The following is an 18734-nucleotide window of genomic DNA, read 5'->3' on the forward strand; positions in this document are numbered from 1 at the left end:
GTCCTTTATGATCAGAGCATAGCCGGACAAGGCACTGGCGAACAGCAAATAGGGGCATTTGCGACAACTGTGAAATGTCGAAAAACCCTATCGGATTATCGACCGCATCATCGTGAACCGATCTTGATATCAGTATACTGAGGGAACACACCTTTTAACTTTTAATATTCGTGGAGTAAGACAAGGAATGAAACGCCTGGGAACATTGGATGCCTCATGGCTGGCAGTTGAATCTGAAGACACCCCCATGCACGTGGGCAACCTGCAGATTTTTTCACTGCCAGAAGGCGCTCCCGATACCTTTCTGCGGGACATGGTGACCCGCATGAAAGAAGCTGGTGATGTCGCACCGCCCTGGAGCTACAAGCTGGCCTGGCCTGGAGCCTTCGGTAAGTTAGTGGCCCCCGCCTGGAAAGAAGACAAGGCCATTGATCTGGATTACCACGTGCGCCACTCGGCCCTGCCCCGCCCCGGCGGCGAACGGGAACTGGGGATACTGGTATCGCGCCTGCACTCCAACCCGCTGGATTTCCACCGGCCACTCTGGGAGTGTCACGTAATTGAGGGGCTGGAAAATAACCGCTTCGCGCTCTATACCAAGATGCATCACTCCCTGATCGATGGTATCAGCGGCGTCAGGCTTTTGCAGCGAGTGCTGACCACCGATCCAAACAAAACCAACATGACCCCGCCATGGTGTGTAAAACCCGCATCCCGGCGCGCCAGCAAAACCGATACCGAAGCCAGCATTCCTGCCGCCGTTTCTCAGGCAATGGAAGCCCTGAAGCTTCAGGCAGGTATGGCCCCGCGGCTTGTAAAGGCAGGCAGCCGGCTTCTGCATTCGGCACGCCACCCGGAAGATGGGCTGCCATTCCCGTTCATGGGCCCGGTTTCCAAGCTGAATCATCGTGTCACCGGTCAGCGTCGCTTTGCTACCCAGCATTATCAGCTGGAGCGGATCAAGGAGCTGGCCCGCGAGTCCGGAGGCTCGCTGAACGACATCGTACTGTACCTGTGCGGTACGGCCCTGCGCCGCTTCCTGCTGGAACAGGGTGAACTGCCGGATACGTCCCTGACGGCAGGCATTCCAGTGAACGTCCGTCCGGCGGACGATCAGGGCACGGGCACCCAGATCAGCTTCATGATTGCGTCGCTGGCGACGGACGAGCCAGACCCGCTGAATCGCCTGCAGCAGATCAAGAATTCCACCCGTATAGCCAAGGAGCACCTGCAGAAACTGCCGAAAGCGGCGCTCACCCAGTACACCATGTTGATGATGTCGCCTTACATCCTGCAGCTGATGTCCGGGCTTGGCGGGCGCATGCGTCCGGCGTTCAACGTCACTATTTCGAACGTACCGGGCCCACAGGAAAGCCATTACTACGAGGGCGCCAAACTGGAAGCCATGTACCCGGTGTCCCTGATCACCCATGGCGGCGCACTCAACATTACCTGCCTGAGCTACCATGGTTCCCTGAACTTTGGCTACACCGGCTGCCGGGACACCTTGCCCAGCATGCAGAAGCTGGCGGTGTACACCGGTGAAGCACTGGATGAACTGGAAAGCCTGGTGATGCCGCCGAAACCTAAGCAGACCCGGAGAAAGGCACGCAAATCGGCCTAACCCGTGCCACTCTGCCAATGATTGGCACCGACAAAGATCAGTTGAAGGAAGCGGATCGTCCGCTTCCGGATCTGATCCATCTGGTAGTCATCGTTGGCAGACACCCTCAGTAGATCCGTCAGGCTGAATGCAACGGTTCGAACCACCAGATCACAGGCCATATCCAAATCGCCGTCGCTCAGATGATCAAGCAGCTTTAATCGTCTGAGATCATTCGCCAGTTCAGTGGCAAAGAACCGAATCTCGCTTCGAATGCCATCCTGAACCGCCCGGCTTTCGCCGGCCAGCCCCTGGGCCATAAACAGGAAGAAACTCTGATTCGCCCGTCCGTGGCTGATAAAAATATCCACCGACTCGGCGATTAACTTGTCTGCCTGTGACACGTGCGCCCGGGCTTCCCGCATCATCCGGCGTAATACCAGCCCAAGCTCGTCCACCAGCTGCAAGCCAAGGTCGTCCATGCTTCGGAAATGCCGGTAAAAAGAGGTTGGCACCACACCCGCCTGGCGGGTCACCTCCCGAATCCCCAGGCTGTCAAAATGACGCCCACTCCCCACCAGGCTCAGCGCCGCGCCCATCAGTTTTTCGCGGGTTTCTCCCGGTTTCCTGCGCCTTTTTTCCGCCATGAACTGCTCACATCAGTTATCAACAAAACAACGTAACAAGTGTACACATCCGCCTGGAGAAATGAACCGGCGACTTGTCATTCCACGCCAAAAACTGCGTCCTTGTTGTTGCTCGACCAATCCCTGTGTACAGTCGTACACATAAGTGAACAACTGTACACTAGAGTGCAGGCAATACCATGGAGAAACGCGATGTTAGCGAGAGAGAAACCAAGCAAAGCACTCCGGTGGCTGGGCAAGCAACTGTTTAACCGGGAAAATCCCGCTGCCTTTTTTGACCCACTACTGGAAAGCCTCAACCCGATGTGGGTGCGTGGTTACACACCGGCAAGGGTAGAACAGGTCCTTAAGGAAACCGCAGAAACCAAGACCTTCATTCTGAAACCAACTCAACGCTGGAGCGGATTCGAAGCGGGACAGCATGTGAACATCTGTACCGAAATTGATGGCAGACGCCATACCCGCCCATTCAGCCTGTCCAGTTCACCGGTTCTCTGGCAAGAGCAGGGCGTGATAACGCTGACCATCAAGCGCCTGCCCGGAGGGCTGGTGACCAACTGGCTGCACGATCGGCTAGAGGTGGGTGCCGTACTGGGGATGAGCGACGCCTTTGGTGACTTTCTGATTCCGGAACCCGCCGCCCCGGTGCTGTTCATTGCCGGCGGCAGCGGGATCACACCGATTCTGAGTCAGTTGGAAACCATGGCGACGCAGGATTACCGGGCACCGATCACCCTGCTCTATTTCGTGCGAACCCACGAAGATGTGATTGCCGGTTCCCAGCTAAATGCCCTGGCAGCCCGTTACCCGGCCCTCACCCTGAACATCGTCGCCACCCACTTGGGTGCATCCCCACGCTACCTGTCGGACAAGGATCTGGATACCGTGCCCGGACTGAAAGCCCGCAAGGCCTTCCTGTGCGGCCCCAGAGGACTGATGGAACTGGCGGAACATCTGCTCAGGGGTCGTGGCATCCGACAGAGCGACATTCATTGCACGTTCTTCGCTGCGCCCAGTGCCGGGCTTTCAGATCAAGCCGTCGGCGGCCAGGTGCAGTTCACTGAAAGCAGCCTGGAAGTCGGCTCCCAAGGCGACGCCAATCTGCTGGAGATTGCCGAGGCCGCCGGCCTGTCACCACGCTACGGTTGCCGCATGGGCATCTGCCATCAGTGCAGCTGCAGAAAGACCAGCGGCACCGTCATCAACCGGCTGACGGGCCAACCATCCGGCCGCGGCGAAGAGATGGTCCAACTATGTATTTCGGTACCCCAGGGTCCGGTTTCCATTGAAGCCTAGCCCCTCAGCGAATACCAACGCGGTGCAACTGAAGCACCACAAGGAGTAAGACAATGAAACGGATGACCGAAGCACAGCTCAGCGAACTGGAGCAGGATTTCAATGCCATTCGCGACCAGGTTGTCGCGGATCTTGGCGAGCGGGACGCGACCTATATACGCCGCATTGTCCGTCTGCATCGCACCCTGGAAGTGGCCGGTCGGATTACCATGCCCTTTGGTTTCATTCCGCCGGTCTTTGTCGGCGCAACCCTCGCACTGGGCCTTTCCAAAATCATCGAGAACATGGAAATCGGCCACAACGTCATGCACGGCCAGTACGACTGGATGAACGATTCCAGCCTGCACTCGCAGAGCTACGAATGGGACACCGTCTGTACCGGCGAATCCTGGCGCCGGACCCACAACTACGAACACCACACCTACACCAACATCATCGGTAAAGACCGGGACTACGGCTACGCATTGCTGCGTTTGGACGATGACGAACAATGGCGCCCAAGGCACAGCCTCCAGTTCATCAACTACATCCTGCTGAGTGTCTTCTTTCAGTGGGGCGTGGGTTTGCACGAACTGGAAAGCGAGCGCATTCGTCGGGGCGAAATCCGCGTGAAGGACAAGCTGCCATTCCTGAAAGACTTCTTTCGCAAAGGCGGGCGCCAGGCGTTCAAGGATTACGTGTTCTTTCCCCTGGTGACCCTGCCGGTTGCCCCCATTGTCCTGGCCGGGAACATCGGCGCCAACCTCATTCGCAACCTGTGGTCATCCACGGTCATTTTCTGCGGGCACTTCACCCAGCAAGCCGAGACGTTTACCGAGGCGGAGTGTGAAGGTGAAAGCCGGGGGCACTGGTACCTGCGCCAGCTTACCGGTTCGTCCAACTTTACCGGTGGCAAGTGGGTTCATCTGCTGAGCGGCCATCTGAGTTTCCAGGTCGAACATCACCTGTTCCCGGACCTGCCCGCGCACCGCTATCCGGAGATCTCGGAGCAGGTCCAGGCCGTGTGCCAAAAGCACGGCCTGCCCTACAACACCGGCAGTTTTGCCCGACAATACGGTTCCGTCCTCAAACGAATTGCCGCCTTTTCTCTGCCCGACCGGATTCGCACCCGGCTGCCCGCCCTGAGCATGGCTCATGCCACGTGAAGCAGCCGTAACAGCTGAGGCCGGTGATGATCCTGGATCACATCGGCCAGCGTGTAGTTATCCAGTACATCCAGAAAAGCCTGCAGGGCCTCCGCAAACATAGGTTTCAGGCCACAGACCGGGGCAATCCTGCAGGCGGTCTTGGGTGCGAAGCACTCCACCATTTTGAGATCCTGTTCGGTTTCCCGCACCAGCACTCCGATATTGATATCAGGAGGCTCCATATTGAGCCGCATGCCCCCTTTCTTGCCGCGAACCGTTTCGATGTAGCCGTGCCTGTTAAGCTGGTGAACCACTTTCATCAGATGGTTCCTGGAAATGTCGTACTGGTTGGCAATTTCCTGGATGGTGACCAGCCGGCTTTTCTGGACTGCGAGGTAAATAAGTACGCGTAATGAATAATCGGTATAGCGGGTGATGTGCATCGGATGCCTCCCCGATTTCTGAACAGATGAGTCTGAGCCCCTTTGGTCTCAACTTCCCTGGCAGAGCAAAACCGGACACTGCGGCACCGCCAAATAAAAGGAATACCTTAAAAGCAGAATATCACCTCTCCGGGATTTTGCCCGAAATGGGTCAGAATTCTTCCTTTTCGAACGTCCCCTCAACGCGCTAACCTGCCATATATCAGCTATGCTTCGGTAAAGTGACCCGTTAACCTGGACAGGAATGCGACATAATGGCACGGACCCCGCTGACAGATCGTTTTGGTCGCACGGTAAACTACGTGCGCCTGTCGGTGACTGACCGATGTGATTTCCGGTGTGTCTACTGCATGTCAGAAGACATGACATTCGTTCCCCGAGAGCAGGTTCTGACCCTGGAAGAGCTTGCCAAAGTGGCTCGTACCTTCGTTGACCTTGGTACCCAGAAAATACGCCTGACCGGAGGCGAGCCCCTGGTACGCAGGGACATTCTCGAACTGGTCAGGGAAATAGGTACCTTTGGTTTACGTGATTTCGCCATGACCACCAACGGCAGTCAGCTGCCCACCATGGCGGAGTCACTCAGGGAAGCGGGACTGAAGCGCCTGAACATCAGCCTCGACTCACTGGACGCCGACAAATTCCACCGCATCACCCGCACCGGCAAGCTGTCGCAGGTGCTGGATGGTATTGACGCTGCCCGGGAAGCGGGTTTTGAAGGCATCAAGCTCAACACGGTGGTTCTGAAAGGTCGTAACCACGAAGAGATCCCGGATCTGGTGGATTTCGCCCGGCAAAAGAACATCGACATTACCTTCATCGAGGAAATGCCCCTGGGCGAGATTTCCGAGCACGACCGCGGCCTGACCCTGTGCACCAGCGATGAAGTCCGGGACATCATCCGCGAACGACACGAACTGATCCCCACCGCAGAAGACTCCGGAGGCCCGGCCCGCTACTACCGGATGCCTGACAGCAACACCAAAGTGGGTTTTATCTCGCCCCACTCCCACAACTTCTGCTCGACCTGTAACCGTGTACGGGTCACCGTGGAAGGACGGCTGCTGCTGTGCCTGGGCAATGAGCACTCGATGGACTTGCGACGGGTATTGCGAAGCCATCCGGATTCGGACGACAAACTGCGGCAAACGATCATCGAAGCGATGGATCTCAAGCCCGAACGCCACCACTTTGCCAGTAATGGGGACGTTCAGATCCTGCGATTCATGAACATGACCGGCGGCTGATCCGCCGGTTCAGATGATTCGGGAAAAGCGCTGGCTGGCGCCTTCCTTTCGGTACAGATCAAAAATCTGGCAAATCGCCCTAATCAGCAACCGGCCTGCGGGCTGCACCCTCAATGCCGTGCCAAGATCGGCTACCAGACCATCCTCCATCATCGGCTGAAGCCGGCTCAGCTCATCGGCAAAGTACCGATCGAAGTCCTCATTCCACTGCGCTGAAAACTGGCTTCGATCCAGCCCGAACTGGCAGATCAACTGCCCGATGACCCAGCGGCGAATGCGATCATCCCGTGACAACCCCACACCTCGGGTAATCGCCAACTGGCCTGCATCGACGGCCGATTCCCAGGCCGATAAATCATGATGATTCTGGAAATAGGCGTCGTCGGTCTGCCCGATGGCCGAGACCCCCAGGGATACCAGATCGCAATCCGAGTGGGTGGTGTAACCCTGGAAATTCCGGTGCAACCGGCCCTCGCGCTGTGCCACCGAGAGACTGTCGTCCGGCTTGGCGAAATGATCCATGCCGATGTAATCGTAACCTGCCTCCAGCAACCGGTTGATCGTGTTGTGCAGAATAGTCAACTTCTGCTGGGGACTGGGTAGAGTGTCCGCCTGAATGCGCGTCTGGGGATAGAACCGATCCGGCAGGTGCGCATAACTGAACACGGACAACCGATCCGGTGACATGTCGATCACCGCGTCCAGCGTCTCCGCGAAGCTCTCCGGCGTCTGGTGCGGCAGCCCGTAGATCAGGTCGAGATTGATAGACCGGAAACCAATTCGACGAGCTTCATTCAGCACCGCCTCGGTCATGTCCTGGGGCTGAACCCGGTTCACCGCTTTCTGAACCGCCGGATTCACATCCTGTACACCCAGACTGATACGGTTGAAGCCCAGCTCCCACAGGGTGGAGAGGGTATCGTGATCCACTTCCCGCGGATCGATTTCCACGCTGTAATCCCGCTCATCCGAGGTTTGCAGGTTGAACAGCTCACCATAGCCGGCCATGAGGTGACGCATGACATCGGTGGGTAGGAACGTGGGTGTACCGCCGCCCCAGTGAAGCTGGCTCACCGGCCGGTCGGCACCGAACATTTTTGCCTGCATGGCCGCTTCTTTCAGCAGGCGCTCCACGTAAGGCATCGCCTTGTCCCGCTTCTTGGTAATCACCTTGTTACAGGCGCAGTAGTAGCAGAGGTGAGCGCAGAACGGCAGGTGGGTATAGAGTGAAATGGCTCCGCCTTTGGCGCGACTCCGGCCCGCCGCTTTGACCATATCCTCAATACCGAATTTGGGAGTGAACTCCACCGCCGTCGGGTAGGACGTGTAACGAGGCCCGCTGAGGTCATAACGGCGGATCAGGGCATCGTCCCAGAGAAAATCCGGAAGTTCATTGGAAACGGCAACGGCTGCGGAATCAGGGGCCATAGAAAACTCGGTATGGTTAAGTGAATGGTGTGCATTAACAAGGGCCGCCATTGTCGCCTAATCCCGTGCTGACGCACTTGACCAGAGTCAGATGCGCAACACTTTGGGCATCGCCCCCAAGCACTTCGCCTGAACCAGCAGCGCACAATGGGCGTACTCTGGCTAGCCTTACTTCCATAGTGTAGACGCCGGAGCCTCACCCGATGGCCAACCTGATTCTGATCCTCGGCGACCAGCTCAGCCCGCAGATCAGTGCCCTTGAAAATGCGAATCCCGCGGGTGACCGTATCGTGATGGCTGAAGTGGCCGACGAGGCCGGCTATACCAATCACCACAAGAAGAAGCTGGTTCTGCTGTTCAGCGCCATGCGCCACTTTGCAGAGCAACTGAAAGCGGATGGCTGGCGAGTCCACTACCATGACTTTGCAGCGGACTCAGAGTATAAAAGCCTGGAAGACGTGGTTGCCGGACAGCTGACGGCACAGTCCTGCGAACGAGTCATTACCACCGAGTGCGGCGAATGGCGCCTGCACGAACAGATCAGCCAATGGCACACCCGGCTCGGTGTGCCGGTGGAAATCCGACCGGACACCCGCTTCATCGCCGGCAAAAAGGAGTTCGCCGACTGGGCCGAGGGCAGGAAACAGCTACGGATGGAGTTTTTCTACCGGGAGATGCGCCGCAAGACTGGACTGCTGATGACCGCCGACGGTGACCCGGAAGGCGGCCATTGGAACTTCGACGCCGACAACCGGAAGAAGTGGACAGGCAAGCCCGCCGCACCCGCCCCCTTCCGGGTGGAACCGGATGACATCACCCGGCAAGTCATCGAACTGGTGAACAGGCACTTTGCCGACCACTTCGGCACCACCGAAGACTTTCACTTTGCGGTCACCCGAAAAGATGCCGAGGCCGCTCTGGAACATTTCATTGACTACGCCCTGCCCTGTTTCGGCGACTACCAGGACGCCATCTCCGATACCGAGGACTGGCTGTTCCACGCCATTCTCTCCCCCTACATCAACTGCGGCCTGCTGGACCCGCTGGCGGCATGTGAAGCCGCCGCTCAAGCCTGGTATTCCGGTCGCGCGCCAATCAACGCAGTGGAAGGATTTATACGTCAGATCATCGGCTGGCGGGAGTTCGTCCGTGGTATCTACTGGCTGCATATGCCCGATTACGCGAAGGAAAACCGTCTGGGGAATAGCCGACCCCTTCCCTGGCTCTATTGGACCGGGAAAACCCACATGCGCTGCATGCACAAAGCCATCGATGCCACCCGCCGAAATGCCTACGCCCATCATATCCAACGTCTGATGGTCACCGGCAATTTCGCCCTGCTAACCGGCATCAAGCCCGAAGAAATCTGCGACTGGTATCTGGCGGTGTATGCCGACGCCTACGACTGGGTGGAGCTGCCCAACGTGCTGGGTATGGTGATGCACGCCGATGGAGGACATCTGGGCTCCAAGCCCTACGCCGCCAGCGGCAAGTACATCCATCGCATGTCCGATCACTGCGCCAACTGCCACTACAACGTCAACAAAAGCACCGAGGACGACGCCTGCCCGTTCAACGCCCTTTACTGGCATTTCATCGACCGGCACCGGGATGACTTCGAAAACAACCCCCGCATGGGCATGATGTACCGCAACTGGGACAAGCAGAGCCCAGATCGGCGGGAGGCGTTACTAACAAGAGCGGAATGGCTCTTGGACAACGTAGAGAACCTTTGATGCTGCCGGAACACTGGCCGGCATGGAAGGTTATGCCGCCATATTGTGGCCGTCCCTCTATTTTCTTACCGAATCTAAACAGAAGCGGACATTGGGTCAGTGGATTTATCGATGAGGTCTGGTACAGGCTGGAACAGAGCGGAGAAAGACGATAGACCTCGTGGGCATCAGGAACAATGAAGGAAGTCTATCTCTCGGCAGAATCACGGATACGCTCGCTATGTCCCGTTTCGGTCGTGGATAAGGCTGATGTGAGCAAGTGCAGTGCAACGTGGTCGGCACACTCCCGGCGCAAAAGGCACCGAGAGCTTTTTCATTTAGAACTTGTAGCGAATGCCGAGATTATATTGGCTGCCATCATCATAGAAGTTGCCACCAAGCTGGAGCCCCAAGCTTGTAGTCAGGAAATAGACACCTTGCATGGTGAACTCGGTGGAAGAATCTCCTACCGTGTAGTGGTCTGCTCGCAAATCCAGCTCAAGCGTGTCAGTGAGGTTTCGTCGGTATCCAATGGATAGAATTGCGCCGGAATCATCGCCACTTTCAGATCCTGCGCCTGAATCCCAACGGCCGGGCGGATTGGTAACCCTGTCGCCGTTCGCATCCCGGTACACAATGGTGTAGGTAAGTTCGGTTTCGACTTCTGTGTGTGCGTAGCCGCCCGCAAGGTAGGCGCTGCTCAGGTCATCTTGGAAGAAACGGTAGCCTGCGGATATCGTCACCAACGAGCCGCTAAGATCAAAGTCAATAACTTGTTGCATTAATGTCGCCCCCGGAGGTAGAGAGCCCGGAGCGAAACTGCTGAGCGGCGTTTCAATGATGTGATCGGCGTCACCGGTGATTTCCTGGAAACGGGCTTGCCCAAACCAGTTGTTTCCGAAATCGAAGCTGGCCGTTAGCTGAAAGCCATCAAACGTCACATCTTTGTCAGGTATCGAGACAAACGTCCCGATATTGAGTGGCACATCTTGTAGTTCGGTCCTCAGGTAGTCAACCGAGACAAAGCTATAAGAAGGCGACACAGCCTGTGTGTTGGTGGAAAAAAGAGTCAGTGCTATGAATGTTAATGCAAAACGTTTGTTGGCAGACTTCATTTGGGCTCCTTGCCGGCAGTTCCTCTGGGGCGACATTACACTCAACATTTCGGCCGCCAGATATGTCTCTTTTGAAGGCAAATATCGATTTGCCGCACCGTTTTATACCAAATTTTGGAACTTGGGTTACGCCTCTAACTGAGGCGTTTGTTGTTTTTGAGTGCTTTTTCAAAGAAATAGTGCTGGATGTCCATGCTTAAGCACTGAAAGCGTGGGTACAATTCGCAACGATCGGTGTCCGGGCTGGCACCGAGTGCTCTGGGTTTTGCCTGTTGGGGGCGGTTTCGCACACTCTCAATGTCCGCTTTGCGACCGGCGGCTCCTCTGATGAAGAAGCTCCAGGCGATTACGTTCAAGTACACACCGATCCGGTTTTAGATGCGCTGCCAATGCTATTAATAAAGGCCATTCCACTGTAAACGGCATGGTGGTGGGGCACCGTTCAGAGGAGGGAAAGTTGATTTTCGTCCTATAGGACATAGCCATACCTGCTTTGACTGGCGACCTTGCGGAAGTAAATCGCCAAGCGAGTTGGCCCTGGCTAAGTGCGCTGAACGAGCGATGGGCTGCTATCCTGTCATAGTCTTTCATCGTCACAAGGATGTCTCTATCCATGGTTACCTACCTGTATTGGTTCATTATTCTTGCCCTCGTGTGTGGCGCCCTGTTTGGAATCGGTGTCAGGCTGGGGAAGTGGCAACTGGCAGTGATTCTGGCGGTGGTCATCGCGATGCTCGGCACCATGGCCTATTACTTTTGGCTTCAGCAGATATTCGTGAAGCGCTATGGCGGCGTGATGAGTATTACTATCCCTCAGGGCCTGCAGCATATTGGCTCCACCTGGAAGGACGATAACCTTTGGATTGAGGACTACAACCCGGAAACTAACGAATGCATTTTCCGGGAATACTCTCGGGGCGACCTGTTGCAAGGGCGTGTCGTGCTTAAGAACTGTCATCCGCTGGGGGCTTCGCCGTCAGTTTCTGTACCGGCCACCAACGAGTAAAGCGGAGCCGCTTTCTTAGCCCCCTGTATCAATCGGACAATAAACTTCCTGGACTGTTCCGGGCCAGGTTTATGGCACCAATGGGTAAGATCCCATTTCTGTACAAATTGCAGCTGAAGACCCTGGCGTCTGAGGTGTTTCTCGATATGGACTGAGTGCTGTATTGGTGGGCCGGAATTCGTCCCTCTTAACCCTACATAAAGGTGTCCAATGCTGCCCGCATTTCCTCAGCGAGTGACGCCCGGCTACGGGGGGTGCCCGTGACCTGGTTTTGCAGCTGGTAGCGGAAGAGGCCGTCAATCAGTGCATAACCAATTTCGGCATTGGTTTTTTCATTGCTGCCGGAACGGCTAGCGGCAAGAGCGACCATATCAATCAACGTTCTCTCGATATCCTTGACCACCGGCCGGAAGGCAGGGTCGAACAGAGCCTGGCTCCGCAGGTCATACCAGAGCCGGTGTATCAGGGCATCATCAGCAATGCTGTTGGCCAGTGCATTGGTCAGGGTGTCCAGCACCTGTTCCCGGCCCTCTGCGCCGCTGATGGCATCTGCGAGCTGCGAGGTGAATGACGTTTTGTAGGCGGTTACGCAGTACAGGATCAGTTCTGTGCGATCTTCGAAGTAGTAGTGCAGCATGCCAAGCGACAGATTGGCTTTCTCGGCAATATCCCTCAGGCTTGTGTTGGCATACCCCAGCTCCTGCAGAGCTTCCAGAGCGCTGCTGGCAATCTGATCCTTCTTCTGCTGTCGCTTACGGCTTTTGCGCTCGGCGCGGACCAGTAATTTTTCGGACACATCGGAACTCATTGGGTATTTCCTCAAACGGATGATGCGGCGTGGGGCGCTTCAGTACCCTGATGGGGCGCGAACCTCCCCATCCTTAACCCATTGGCGAATCAGTCACATTGGGGCCTTTGAATCATTCGCTTTCTCCGGAATAAACGACATGGCTCGTTCCGCAAGTGCTGTGATGGTCAGGCTCGGATTCACACCCAGGTTGGCCGATAGCATCGAGGCATCCACCACATAAAGATTCTGATAATTGAATACCCGGTTTTGGGCGTCGATCACTCCGTTCTCCGGTGAGTCCGCCATGGCGCAACCACCCATGCAATGCGCGGTCATGGGTACGTTGAACAGAATCTCGCTCATGGAGCTGAGGCCCACCCCCCCGGTGGCCTTGGCCGCCTTCTCCGCAAAGGCATTGGCTTCCGGGATGAACGTGGGAATACGATCGCCCTCGGTCGCCAGCCGTTTGGTGAATGGCCAGTACCACGCCCGTTTCCAGCGCATGTTGATGTGACCGTCGAGGGTCTGCATGACCAGGAAAATCACCGTTTCAGAAGCCCACCGATAGGGCAGCATACTGCGGATGCCAGTGATACCCCGGGTGGCGATCAGCTTGGTGAGAGCGCCCATCCAGTTCAGTATCCGGGTCGGCCCCGGTCGGCCACCGGTCAACACGGTGAACAGACTGCTCATCAGGTTGGAGCCCTCGGGATAACGAACCGCCTCGATATGAGTGTGCTCGTCAACATAGATGCCAGAGCCAATGGCGATTCCACGGGACATATCCTCGTCGGTGCCGGGGTAGCGAACCCCAAGGATCGACTCGGAATTGGTGCGGACCCGCTTGCCAAGGTCGTCGGACACGTTTGGCAGCGACCCGGACTCCTTCAGCTTGAACAGGAGTTGCTGGGTACCCAGGGAAGAGGCGGCAAAAACGACGCTCTTGGCGGTGATACGGGTCTTGGGGCGGTTAAAGCGTTTGAACGCCGGGGCCGTGATCACCTCGTAACCCTCCGAGCCATCTGAGGCGCCCAAGGGTCGAACATCCACGCATTCGGTTTCCGCCCGCACTTCCGTACCCAGTTTTTCAGCCAGATACAGGTAATTTTTGTCCAGGGTATTCTTGGCATTGTAGCGGCAGCCCACCATGCAGCCGCCGCAGCCGATGCAGGAATTCCGCGCCGGACCCTCGCCGCCGAAATACGGATCTGGATGCTCGGTGCCCTCAGGCTCGTCGTCGTTGCCGAAAAATACCCCCACGTCGGTGTAGTAGAAACTGTCCTCGATGTTGGCGGCTTTCGCCATTTCGCGGAGTTTATGATCCGCCGGTCCGGGGCGACGGTTTTCGGTGACGCCCAGCATCTGCTTGGCGGTCTGGTAGTGGGCAGGCATGGTGCCTTTCCAGTCATCCAGCCCGGCCCAGTTGCCATCGCTCCAAACGCTGTCCTTGGGGACAAGCAGTGTCTGGGCGTACGTGATAGAACCACCACCGACGGCATTGCCATGGAGAACCATAACGTGTTTGAAGAGTCGAAGGCTCAGGAATCCCTTCAGGCCGAGGAAGGGGCGCCAGAGGTAATCCCAGGCTTTCCAGTTGGTGCGGGGCAGGTTCTCGGGAGTCCATCGGCGCCCTTGTTCCAATACCAGGACCCGATAGCCTTTCTGGCTCAGACGATAGGCTGAAACGCTGCCGCCAAACCCGGAACCAACGACGACGTAATCATAATCATGCTGTTCGTTTTTCATATGGAAGGCTCACCGATTAATTGTTGTATGTAGCCTCCGAACTCCGCCGCGCCAGCGACGATGTCGGGTCTGGCTCGCTGGCTTTGCGCCCAGAACGCAGGTGGCGCCCCACCACTGCTGTCAGTTCGTTAGTGGCGGACAACCCTTGGTTTTCCGATTGTGCTTTTAGCTAATCATTTTTTCTGGACAGTTGTCCAATTAATTTGACCTGTTTGGAGTGCCAGATGTAGTAGTTGCCCGGAGAGAACCCGTCATTAAACCTGGATGGATTCGCCAGAAACGACAACCGACCTGAAGCGAAACCAGACGTAAAATGAATGGCCGGCCATGCCGAAGAAGCCGCTGTTCAACGTGGCAAACCGTCAAGGAGGACCGATCTCACAGGCCAGTACCAGCGCCCAGAACTCGGAAAAATCGTTTACCACCACATCCGGTTTGTGGGGGTGCTTGTGGGTGCCGGGAAAGATCCGGTTCAGCCAGGGCTGGTCCCACTGGGCACCGTTGAAGAACACTGACGTCATGCCGGCCTGCTTGGCGGCAATCACATCCGTGGTGCTGTCGCCCACGTACCAGACGCTCGGGTCCGGCGGATAATCCAGCCTCTGTACCGCCAGAAGAAGCTGATCCGGATGGGGTTTCCTCAGCGGTGTATCGTCCCCGCAGACGTTCACATCGAACAGGTGTGTCCAGCCGGTTTCCTCGACTGCCGCCAGCTCGTGTTCGAAAAACTCCCGGTCCCGGTTGGTGATCACCCCCACCTGCATATGCAGCCGGTGCAGCCCTTCGAGCACATCCCGCACCCGGGGTTCAAAGGCTTTCACCGTGCCGTAATGGGTACGGTAGTGGTAATTGAAGGCCTTGTGGGCAATCTGCTTGGCTTCCTGATCCTCACCAAACAGCACTTCAAAGATATCGGTGCGGGAAATTTTACGGTCCGCCTTCACCTTGGGGTGCAGCCGGGCGAACTCCCGGACGTAGGCCACCAGCCGGGCGTCTTCCGGCGTCTTGCTGTCCTCCGGTGCCACCATACGCCCCATCAGGTCGAGCTTGTGGAAATCCGGCAGCATGTCATCCACGGCGTGGTACATGGCGTCCAGGGTATCCACCAGCGTGGCGTGCCAGTCGAACAGCACCACCGACGGGCGGATCAGCTTGACCAGTGCCGGGTGCCAATCGGCCTCGATCCGGGGCTCCGGGCGCTCGGGTGGTGGGAAGGGCCTGGGGCGCACCTCGGCCGGGGTCTGCTGGAACGCACGGGGCTCCTGGCGCTCCAGCAAGGCCAACAGATCCAGCAATTCTTCGAAGCTTTCAAGAATGGCGGCCGGAGCATCCTTGGAAGAAAACCAGCTGTCGATCCGGGCCTGATCCCAGCCGGCGCCATTGTAGAATACGCCGGCCACACCCGCCCGGTGTGCGGTCAGCATGTCGACGAAACTGTCGCCCACATACCAGGCCCGTTCGTCCGCCGGAACGCCGAGCTGCTCAAGCACTTTCAGAATCACCTGAGGGTCAGGTTTGTACTCGGTCACATCGTCCGCGCAGACCGTAGCGTCGAACAGGTGCTGCCAGCGCCCTTCATCGACCGTGCGAAGCTCCTTGTCCAGGAATTCCCGGTTACGGTTGGTGGACACCGCCAGCCTGATCCCCATTTCCTTGAGGGCAGACAGGTATTCATAGGCACCGGGCTGGAACGGTTTCACCTGCCCAAAGAAGCGCCGGTAAGCGGTGTTGTAGGCTTTGTGGGCGATGAGTTTGGCGTCCCGGTCCTCGCCGAAAATGGCATTAAAGATATCGGTCCGGGAAACCCGGCGTTCGGCCAGTATCCGTGGGTGCAGCCGGCGGAAGATCCGGATGTAACGCACCAGCCGGGCATCGTCTTCGGTGCGGCACTGGTCTTCCGGCAGCAGCCGCTCCACCAGATTCAGCTCTTCCAGCTGGGGCAGCATTTCTTCCATAGCGCTGAACATGGCGTCGTGGGTATCCACCAGGGTGCCATGCCAGTCGAAGATCAGCACCGACGGTGCCGGAAGGGATTCGGAAAATCGGGCCATACACTGTCTCCCTGCAGGAACCGGCCGGACTCGTAACAACCTGTCCGTAAAGATAAACACAGTTGCCGTTCCTTGCACATTCGACCGGCGGGTAATCCCCGCCCAGTGCCACAACGTAATTGCTCTAGAAGCCACCAATGAACGACGGAGTGCCGTGCACACCAAATCCCACCTTCCCTCCAAACTCTGCCCGGTATGCCACCGACCGTTCAGCTGGCGAAAGAAATGGGCCAGAGACTGGGAGCAGGTTCGCTATTGCAGCGAGCGCTGCCGGCGTGACCGGAGCCGCGCATCATGACCACGCTGGTCTGGTTTAAACGGGACCTGAGAATTGACGACCATGGCCCTCTGACTGCCGCTGCCGAGCTGAATGAAGCCGTCATCCCCCTGTACATCGTGGAGCCAGACTACTGGCAACTGCCCGATACCTCCGCCCGCCAATGGGCGTTTATTGAAGAATCCCTGGATGATCTGCGCCGACAACTGCGCGGCCTTGGCACCGATCTGCTGGTACTGACAGGGAATGCCCGGGACGTGCTGGCGCAGCTGCACCGCTCAATGCCTTTCCGCCGGGTCTTTTGTCATCAGGAGACGGGCGGGCACTGGACCTTCGAGCGGGATAAAGCGGTGATTGGCTGGTGCCAGGAACAGAACATCGAGTTTCGGGAATGGCAGCCCTACGGCGTGGTTCGGCGCCTGCAGGACAGAGACCTCTGGGATCGTGCCTGGAACAGCCTGATGAAGCAGGCACTGTTATCGCCCCCCAACCACCTGGCCAAACCCGATGGTCTCGACCCTCTGATCCAGCCGATCGAAACGCCCCAACTGGCAGATGCGTCACCCTGCCCGGACCGCCAGATCGGCGGCAGTCAGCATGCCCGAAAACTGCTTAACTCCTTTCTGGAGCGGCGCTGTGTGGGTTACCAGTACAACATTTCCAGCCCGCTCACCGCCGTGCGGTCCTGTTCCCGCCTGAGCCCGCATCTGGCTTATGGGACACTGAGCCTGCGCGAGGTCTATCAGGCCGCCAAGGCCGCGGGACAAGACGCCGGCAGCCTGCCCAGAAAAAAGCGCAGCCTGACCAGTTTCCGTTCCCGACTGCACTGGCACTGCCACTTTATCCAGAAGCTGGAAGATGAACCGGAACTGGAATTCCGCGCCATGCACCGGGAACTGGAGCATCTGAAAACGGCAGGGGATGAATCGGAACGCCTTCAGCGCTGGCAGGAGGGAGAAACGGGCTGGCCGCTGGTGGACGCCAGTATGCGGGCACTGCAGCACACCGGCTGGATCAACTTCCGTATGCGAGCCATGTTAATGGCGGTTGCCAGCTACCATCTCTGGCTGCACTGGCGGGCGCCGGCGCTTCACCTGGCCCGGCAGTTCACCGACTTTGAGCCCGGCATCCATTACCCACAGGCACAGATGCAGTCCGGGCTGACTGGCATCAACGTCTGGCGCATTTACAATCCCGTTTTACAGAGCCAGAAACTGGATCCGGAGGGCGAGTTTATCCGTCGCTGGGTGCCAGAACTCCAGGGCCTGCCCACCGAATTCGTTCACACTCCCTGGCTCATGACACCTCCGCAGAAAAAACGCCACGGCGGCAACACCTACGTTCCGCCGGTGAGTGACCACGAACAGGCCGCACGGGCCGCCCGCAAGGCTATGGGGGCGTTCTATAAAGCCCGCGTGTCACGGGAGGAAACCCAGCGGGTACTGCAACGCCACGGTAGCCGGAGGGGGCCGACCCAACGCAGGCCCCGGCCACCGTCGAACAAGACGTCTGCCGACTCACAGCTGTCCCTGTTCGACTAACCCTCTGGCTTTCAGTTCTGTGCAACGGTGAGGTTGAGCTAAGCAGTCACGACATTCAGTTCTGGTGCATCTGCTGTTGACGGCGGAACATCTGCTCCATCATCAACTGCATCTGGTTCATGCGCTCTTCCATCATCCGCATTCGCTGATCGACGCTCGGCTGATTAGCACCCTTAGACTGTTTACCCGATTCAGGCTGCCCTTGCATCATGCCTTGGCCCTGATTACCGTGCATCATCCCATGTCCGCTCTGTCCCATCATTCCCGGGCCCATCATGCCTTCGTGCATCAAGCCCATCTGTTCCTCCATAGCCTTCCAATGCTCTTCCATCAGGCGCTGGCGTTCATCCGCAGAGCTGTTGGGAATTTGCTGCATCATCTCGTCCATGCGTGACCAGTTCTGATGCATCTGCTCCATTTGTTCCGGGTTCATCATCATGCCGGGCCCATGGCCCGAGGCAGGCCCTTCACTGCCATGAGCCAGCACCAGCACCGGCACAACGGCCAGGGCACCGACAGCGATAAAGCGCATTACGGTATTCATGTTCAATCTCCTTGCCTACGGCTGTTTCTGTCACTCAAGAGTAGATGCCAACTGCGGAACCGAAAATGCAAGAATGCACCCGATTGACTCAGGCTTGATCTGCGTCAGTTATGACATGGGCAGGACCGCCCGCCACCATCGACGGCTCCCTGTCTTGC

Annotated in this window: 16 protein-coding genes; 8 read left to right on the forward strand and 8 right to left on the reverse strand. The window is 57.5% G+C overall.

Annotated elements, in window-relative coordinates:
- Positions 1-187: 187 nt before the first annotated feature.
- Positions 188-1624 carry a WS/DGAT/MGAT family O-acyltransferase gene (locus K8I84_RS08735; protein ID WP_223794360.1) on the forward strand — a complete coding sequence of 479 codons (1437 nt, stop codon included), beginning with the start codon at positions 188-190 and terminating at the stop codon, positions 1622-1624.
- Here the strand turns inward: K8I84_RS08735 and K8I84_RS08740 are convergent.
- Positions 1621-2250 (reverse strand): TetR family transcriptional regulator, encoded by a 630-nt coding sequence (locus K8I84_RS08740; protein ID WP_223794361.1) that lies wholly within the window; start codon positions 2248-2250, stop codon positions 1621-1623. The two genes, K8I84_RS08735 and K8I84_RS08740, sit on opposite strands and share 4 nt — an antisense overlap.
- Positions 2251-2442: 192 nt before the next feature.
- On the opposite strand from K8I84_RS08740, the gene K8I84_RS08745 reads away from it, so the two are divergent.
- Both K8I84_RS08745 and K8I84_RS08750 read left to right on the forward strand, forming a co-directional pair.
- Positions 2443-3546 (forward strand): ferredoxin reductase, encoded by a 1104-nt coding sequence (locus K8I84_RS08745; RefSeq protein ID WP_223794362.1) that lies wholly within the window; start codon positions 2443-2445, stop codon positions 3544-3546.
- A gap of 53 nt (positions 3547-3599) precedes the next feature.
- Positions 3600-4691, forward strand: coding sequence for a fatty acid desaturase family protein (locus K8I84_RS08750; RefSeq protein ID WP_223794363.1), 1092 nt, complete (start codon positions 3600-3602; stop codon positions 4689-4691).
- On the opposite strand, the gene K8I84_RS08755 is transcribed toward K8I84_RS08750, so the two are convergent.
- Complete coding sequence (locus tag K8I84_RS08755) at positions 4679-5116, reverse strand: RrF2 family transcriptional regulator (protein WP_223794364.1); 438 nt, start codon at positions 5114-5116, stop codon at positions 4679-4681. The genes K8I84_RS08750 and K8I84_RS08755 overlap by 13 nt on opposite strands.
- Positions 5117-5370: 254 nt before the next feature.
- On the opposite strand from K8I84_RS08755, the gene moaA reads away from it, so the two are divergent.
- Positions 5371-6363, forward strand: coding sequence for a GTP 3',8-cyclase MoaA (gene moaA, locus K8I84_RS08760; protein ID WP_223794365.1), 993 nt, complete (start codon positions 5371-5373; stop codon positions 6361-6363).
- A 9-nt stretch (positions 6364-6372) separates the two neighbouring features.
- Here the strand turns inward: moaA and hemN are convergent, their stop codons facing one another.
- Positions 6373-7791 carry an oxygen-independent coproporphyrinogen III oxidase gene (gene hemN, locus K8I84_RS08765; protein ID WP_223794366.1) on the reverse strand — a complete coding sequence of 473 codons (1419 nt, stop codon included), beginning with the start codon at positions 7789-7791 and terminating at the stop codon, positions 6373-6375.
- A gap of 203 nt (positions 7792-7994) precedes the next feature.
- Here hemN and K8I84_RS08770 point away from each other — a divergent pair, with 203 nt between their 5' ends.
- On the forward strand, positions 7995-9527 hold the full coding sequence (locus K8I84_RS08770) for a cryptochrome/photolyase family protein (RefSeq protein WP_223794367.1): 1533 nt from the start codon (positions 7995-7997) through the stop codon (positions 9525-9527).
- Positions 9528-9844: 317 nt separating this feature from the next.
- Here the strand turns inward: K8I84_RS08770 and K8I84_RS08775 are convergent, their stop codons facing one another.
- The gene (locus K8I84_RS08775; protein WP_223794368.1) at positions 9845-10621 is read right to left on the reverse strand and encodes an outer membrane beta-barrel protein; all 777 of its coding nucleotides are present in this window, start codon (positions 10619-10621) and stop codon (positions 9845-9847) included.
- A gap of 613 nt (positions 10622-11234) precedes the next feature.
- Here K8I84_RS08775 and K8I84_RS08780 point away from each other — a divergent pair.
- A complete protein-coding gene (locus K8I84_RS08780; protein WP_223794369.1) occupies positions 11235-11627 on the forward strand; it encodes a hypothetical protein in 393 nt (130 codons plus the stop codon).
- A gap of 193 nt (positions 11628-11820) precedes the next feature.
- Here K8I84_RS08780 and K8I84_RS08785 read toward each other — a convergent pair whose 3' ends face one another.
- The 3 genes from K8I84_RS08785 to K8I84_RS08795 form a co-directional block, all read right to left on the reverse strand.
- Positions 11821-12435, reverse strand: coding sequence for a TetR/AcrR family transcriptional regulator (locus tag K8I84_RS08785; RefSeq protein WP_223794370.1), 615 nt, complete (start codon positions 12433-12435; stop codon positions 11821-11823).
- A 93-nt stretch (positions 12436-12528) separates the two neighbouring features.
- Positions 12529-14163: a GMC oxidoreductase gene (locus K8I84_RS08790; protein WP_223794371.1), complete on the reverse strand. Its 1635-nt coding sequence runs from the start codon at positions 14161-14163 to the stop codon at positions 12529-12531.
- Positions 14164-14525: 362 nt separating this feature from the next.
- Entirely contained in the window at positions 14526-16214 is a 1689-nt protein-coding gene (locus tag K8I84_RS08795) for an HAD family hydrolase (protein ID WP_223794372.1), read from the reverse strand.
- Between the two features lie 154 nt (positions 16215-16368).
- Between K8I84_RS08795 and K8I84_RS17000 the strand changes: the two genes are divergently transcribed.
- Together K8I84_RS17000 and K8I84_RS08805 are read left to right on the forward strand one after the other, a co-directional pair.
- Positions 16369-16512 carry a DUF2256 domain-containing protein gene (locus tag K8I84_RS17000; protein WP_223794373.1) on the forward strand — a complete coding sequence of 48 codons (144 nt, stop codon included), beginning with the start codon at positions 16369-16371 and terminating at the stop codon, positions 16510-16512.
- A complete protein-coding gene (locus K8I84_RS08805; RefSeq protein ID WP_223794374.1) occupies positions 16509-18032 on the forward strand; it encodes an FAD-binding domain-containing protein in 1524 nt (507 codons plus the stop codon). Before K8I84_RS17000 ends, K8I84_RS08805 begins: the two co-directional genes overlap by 4 nt.
- 55 nt (positions 18033-18087) lie before the next feature.
- Here the strand turns inward: K8I84_RS08805 and K8I84_RS08810 are convergent, their stop codons facing one another.
- Positions 18088-18576 (reverse strand): DUF4175 domain-containing protein, encoded by a 489-nt coding sequence (locus K8I84_RS08810; RefSeq protein WP_223794375.1) that lies wholly within the window; start codon positions 18574-18576, stop codon positions 18088-18090.
- Positions 18577-18734 lie beyond the last annotated feature (158 nt).

This window comes from Marinobacter sp. F4216 (assembly GCF_019931195.1).
Classification (GTDB): domain Bacteria; phylum Pseudomonadota; class Gammaproteobacteria; order Pseudomonadales; family Oleiphilaceae; genus Marinobacter; species Marinobacter suaedae.

Bases quoted from the DNA above. Each gene is read 5' to 3' on its own strand.
- K8I84_RS08735 (WP_223794360.1), top strand. From the start codon at position 188: ATGAAACGCCTGGGAACATTGGATGCCTCATGGCTGGCAGTTGAATCT.
- K8I84_RS08740 (WP_223794361.1), bottom strand. From the start codon at position 2,250: ATGGCGGAAAAAAGGCGCAGGAAACCGGGAGAAACCCGCGAAAAACTG.
- K8I84_RS08745 (WP_223794362.1), top strand. From the start codon at position 2,443: ATGTTAGCGAGAGAGAAACCAAGCAAAGCACTCCGGTGGCTGGGCAAG.
- K8I84_RS08750 (WP_223794363.1), top strand. From the start codon at position 3,600: ATGAAACGGATGACCGAAGCACAGCTCAGCGAACTGGAGCAGGATTTC.
- K8I84_RS08755 (WP_223794364.1), bottom strand. From the start codon at position 5,116: ATGCACATCACCCGCTATACCGATTATTCATTACGCGTACTTATTTAC.
- moaA (WP_223794365.1), top strand. From the start codon at position 5,371: ATGGCACGGACCCCGCTGACAGATCGTTTTGGTCGCACGGTAAACTAC.
- hemN (WP_223794366.1), bottom strand. From the start codon at position 7,791: ATGGCCCCTGATTCCGCAGCCGTTGCCGTTTCCAATGAACTTCCGGAT.
- K8I84_RS08770 (WP_223794367.1), top strand. From the start codon at position 7,995: ATGGCCAACCTGATTCTGATCCTCGGCGACCAGCTCAGCCCGCAGATC.
- K8I84_RS08775 (WP_223794368.1), bottom strand. From the start codon at position 10,621: ATGAAGTCTGCCAACAAACGTTTTGCATTAACATTCATAGCACTGACT.
- K8I84_RS08780 (WP_223794369.1), top strand. From the start codon at position 11,235: ATGGTTACCTACCTGTATTGGTTCATTATTCTTGCCCTCGTGTGTGGC.
- K8I84_RS08785 (WP_223794370.1), bottom strand. From the start codon at position 12,435: ATGAGTTCCGATGTGTCCGAAAAATTACTGGTCCGCGCCGAGCGCAAA.
- K8I84_RS08790 (WP_223794371.1), bottom strand. From the start codon at position 14,163: ATGAAAAACGAACAGCATGATTATGATTACGTCGTCGTTGGTTCCGGG.
- K8I84_RS08795 (WP_223794372.1), bottom strand. From the start codon at position 16,214: ATGGCCCGATTTTCCGAATCCCTTCCGGCACCGTCGGTGCTGATCTTC.
- K8I84_RS08805 (WP_223794374.1), top strand. From the start codon at position 16,509: ATGACCACGCTGGTCTGGTTTAAACGGGACCTGAGAATTGACGACCAT.
- K8I84_RS08810 (WP_223794375.1), bottom strand. From the start codon at position 18,576: ATGAATACCGTAATGCGCTTTATCGCTGTCGGTGCCCTGGCCGTTGTG.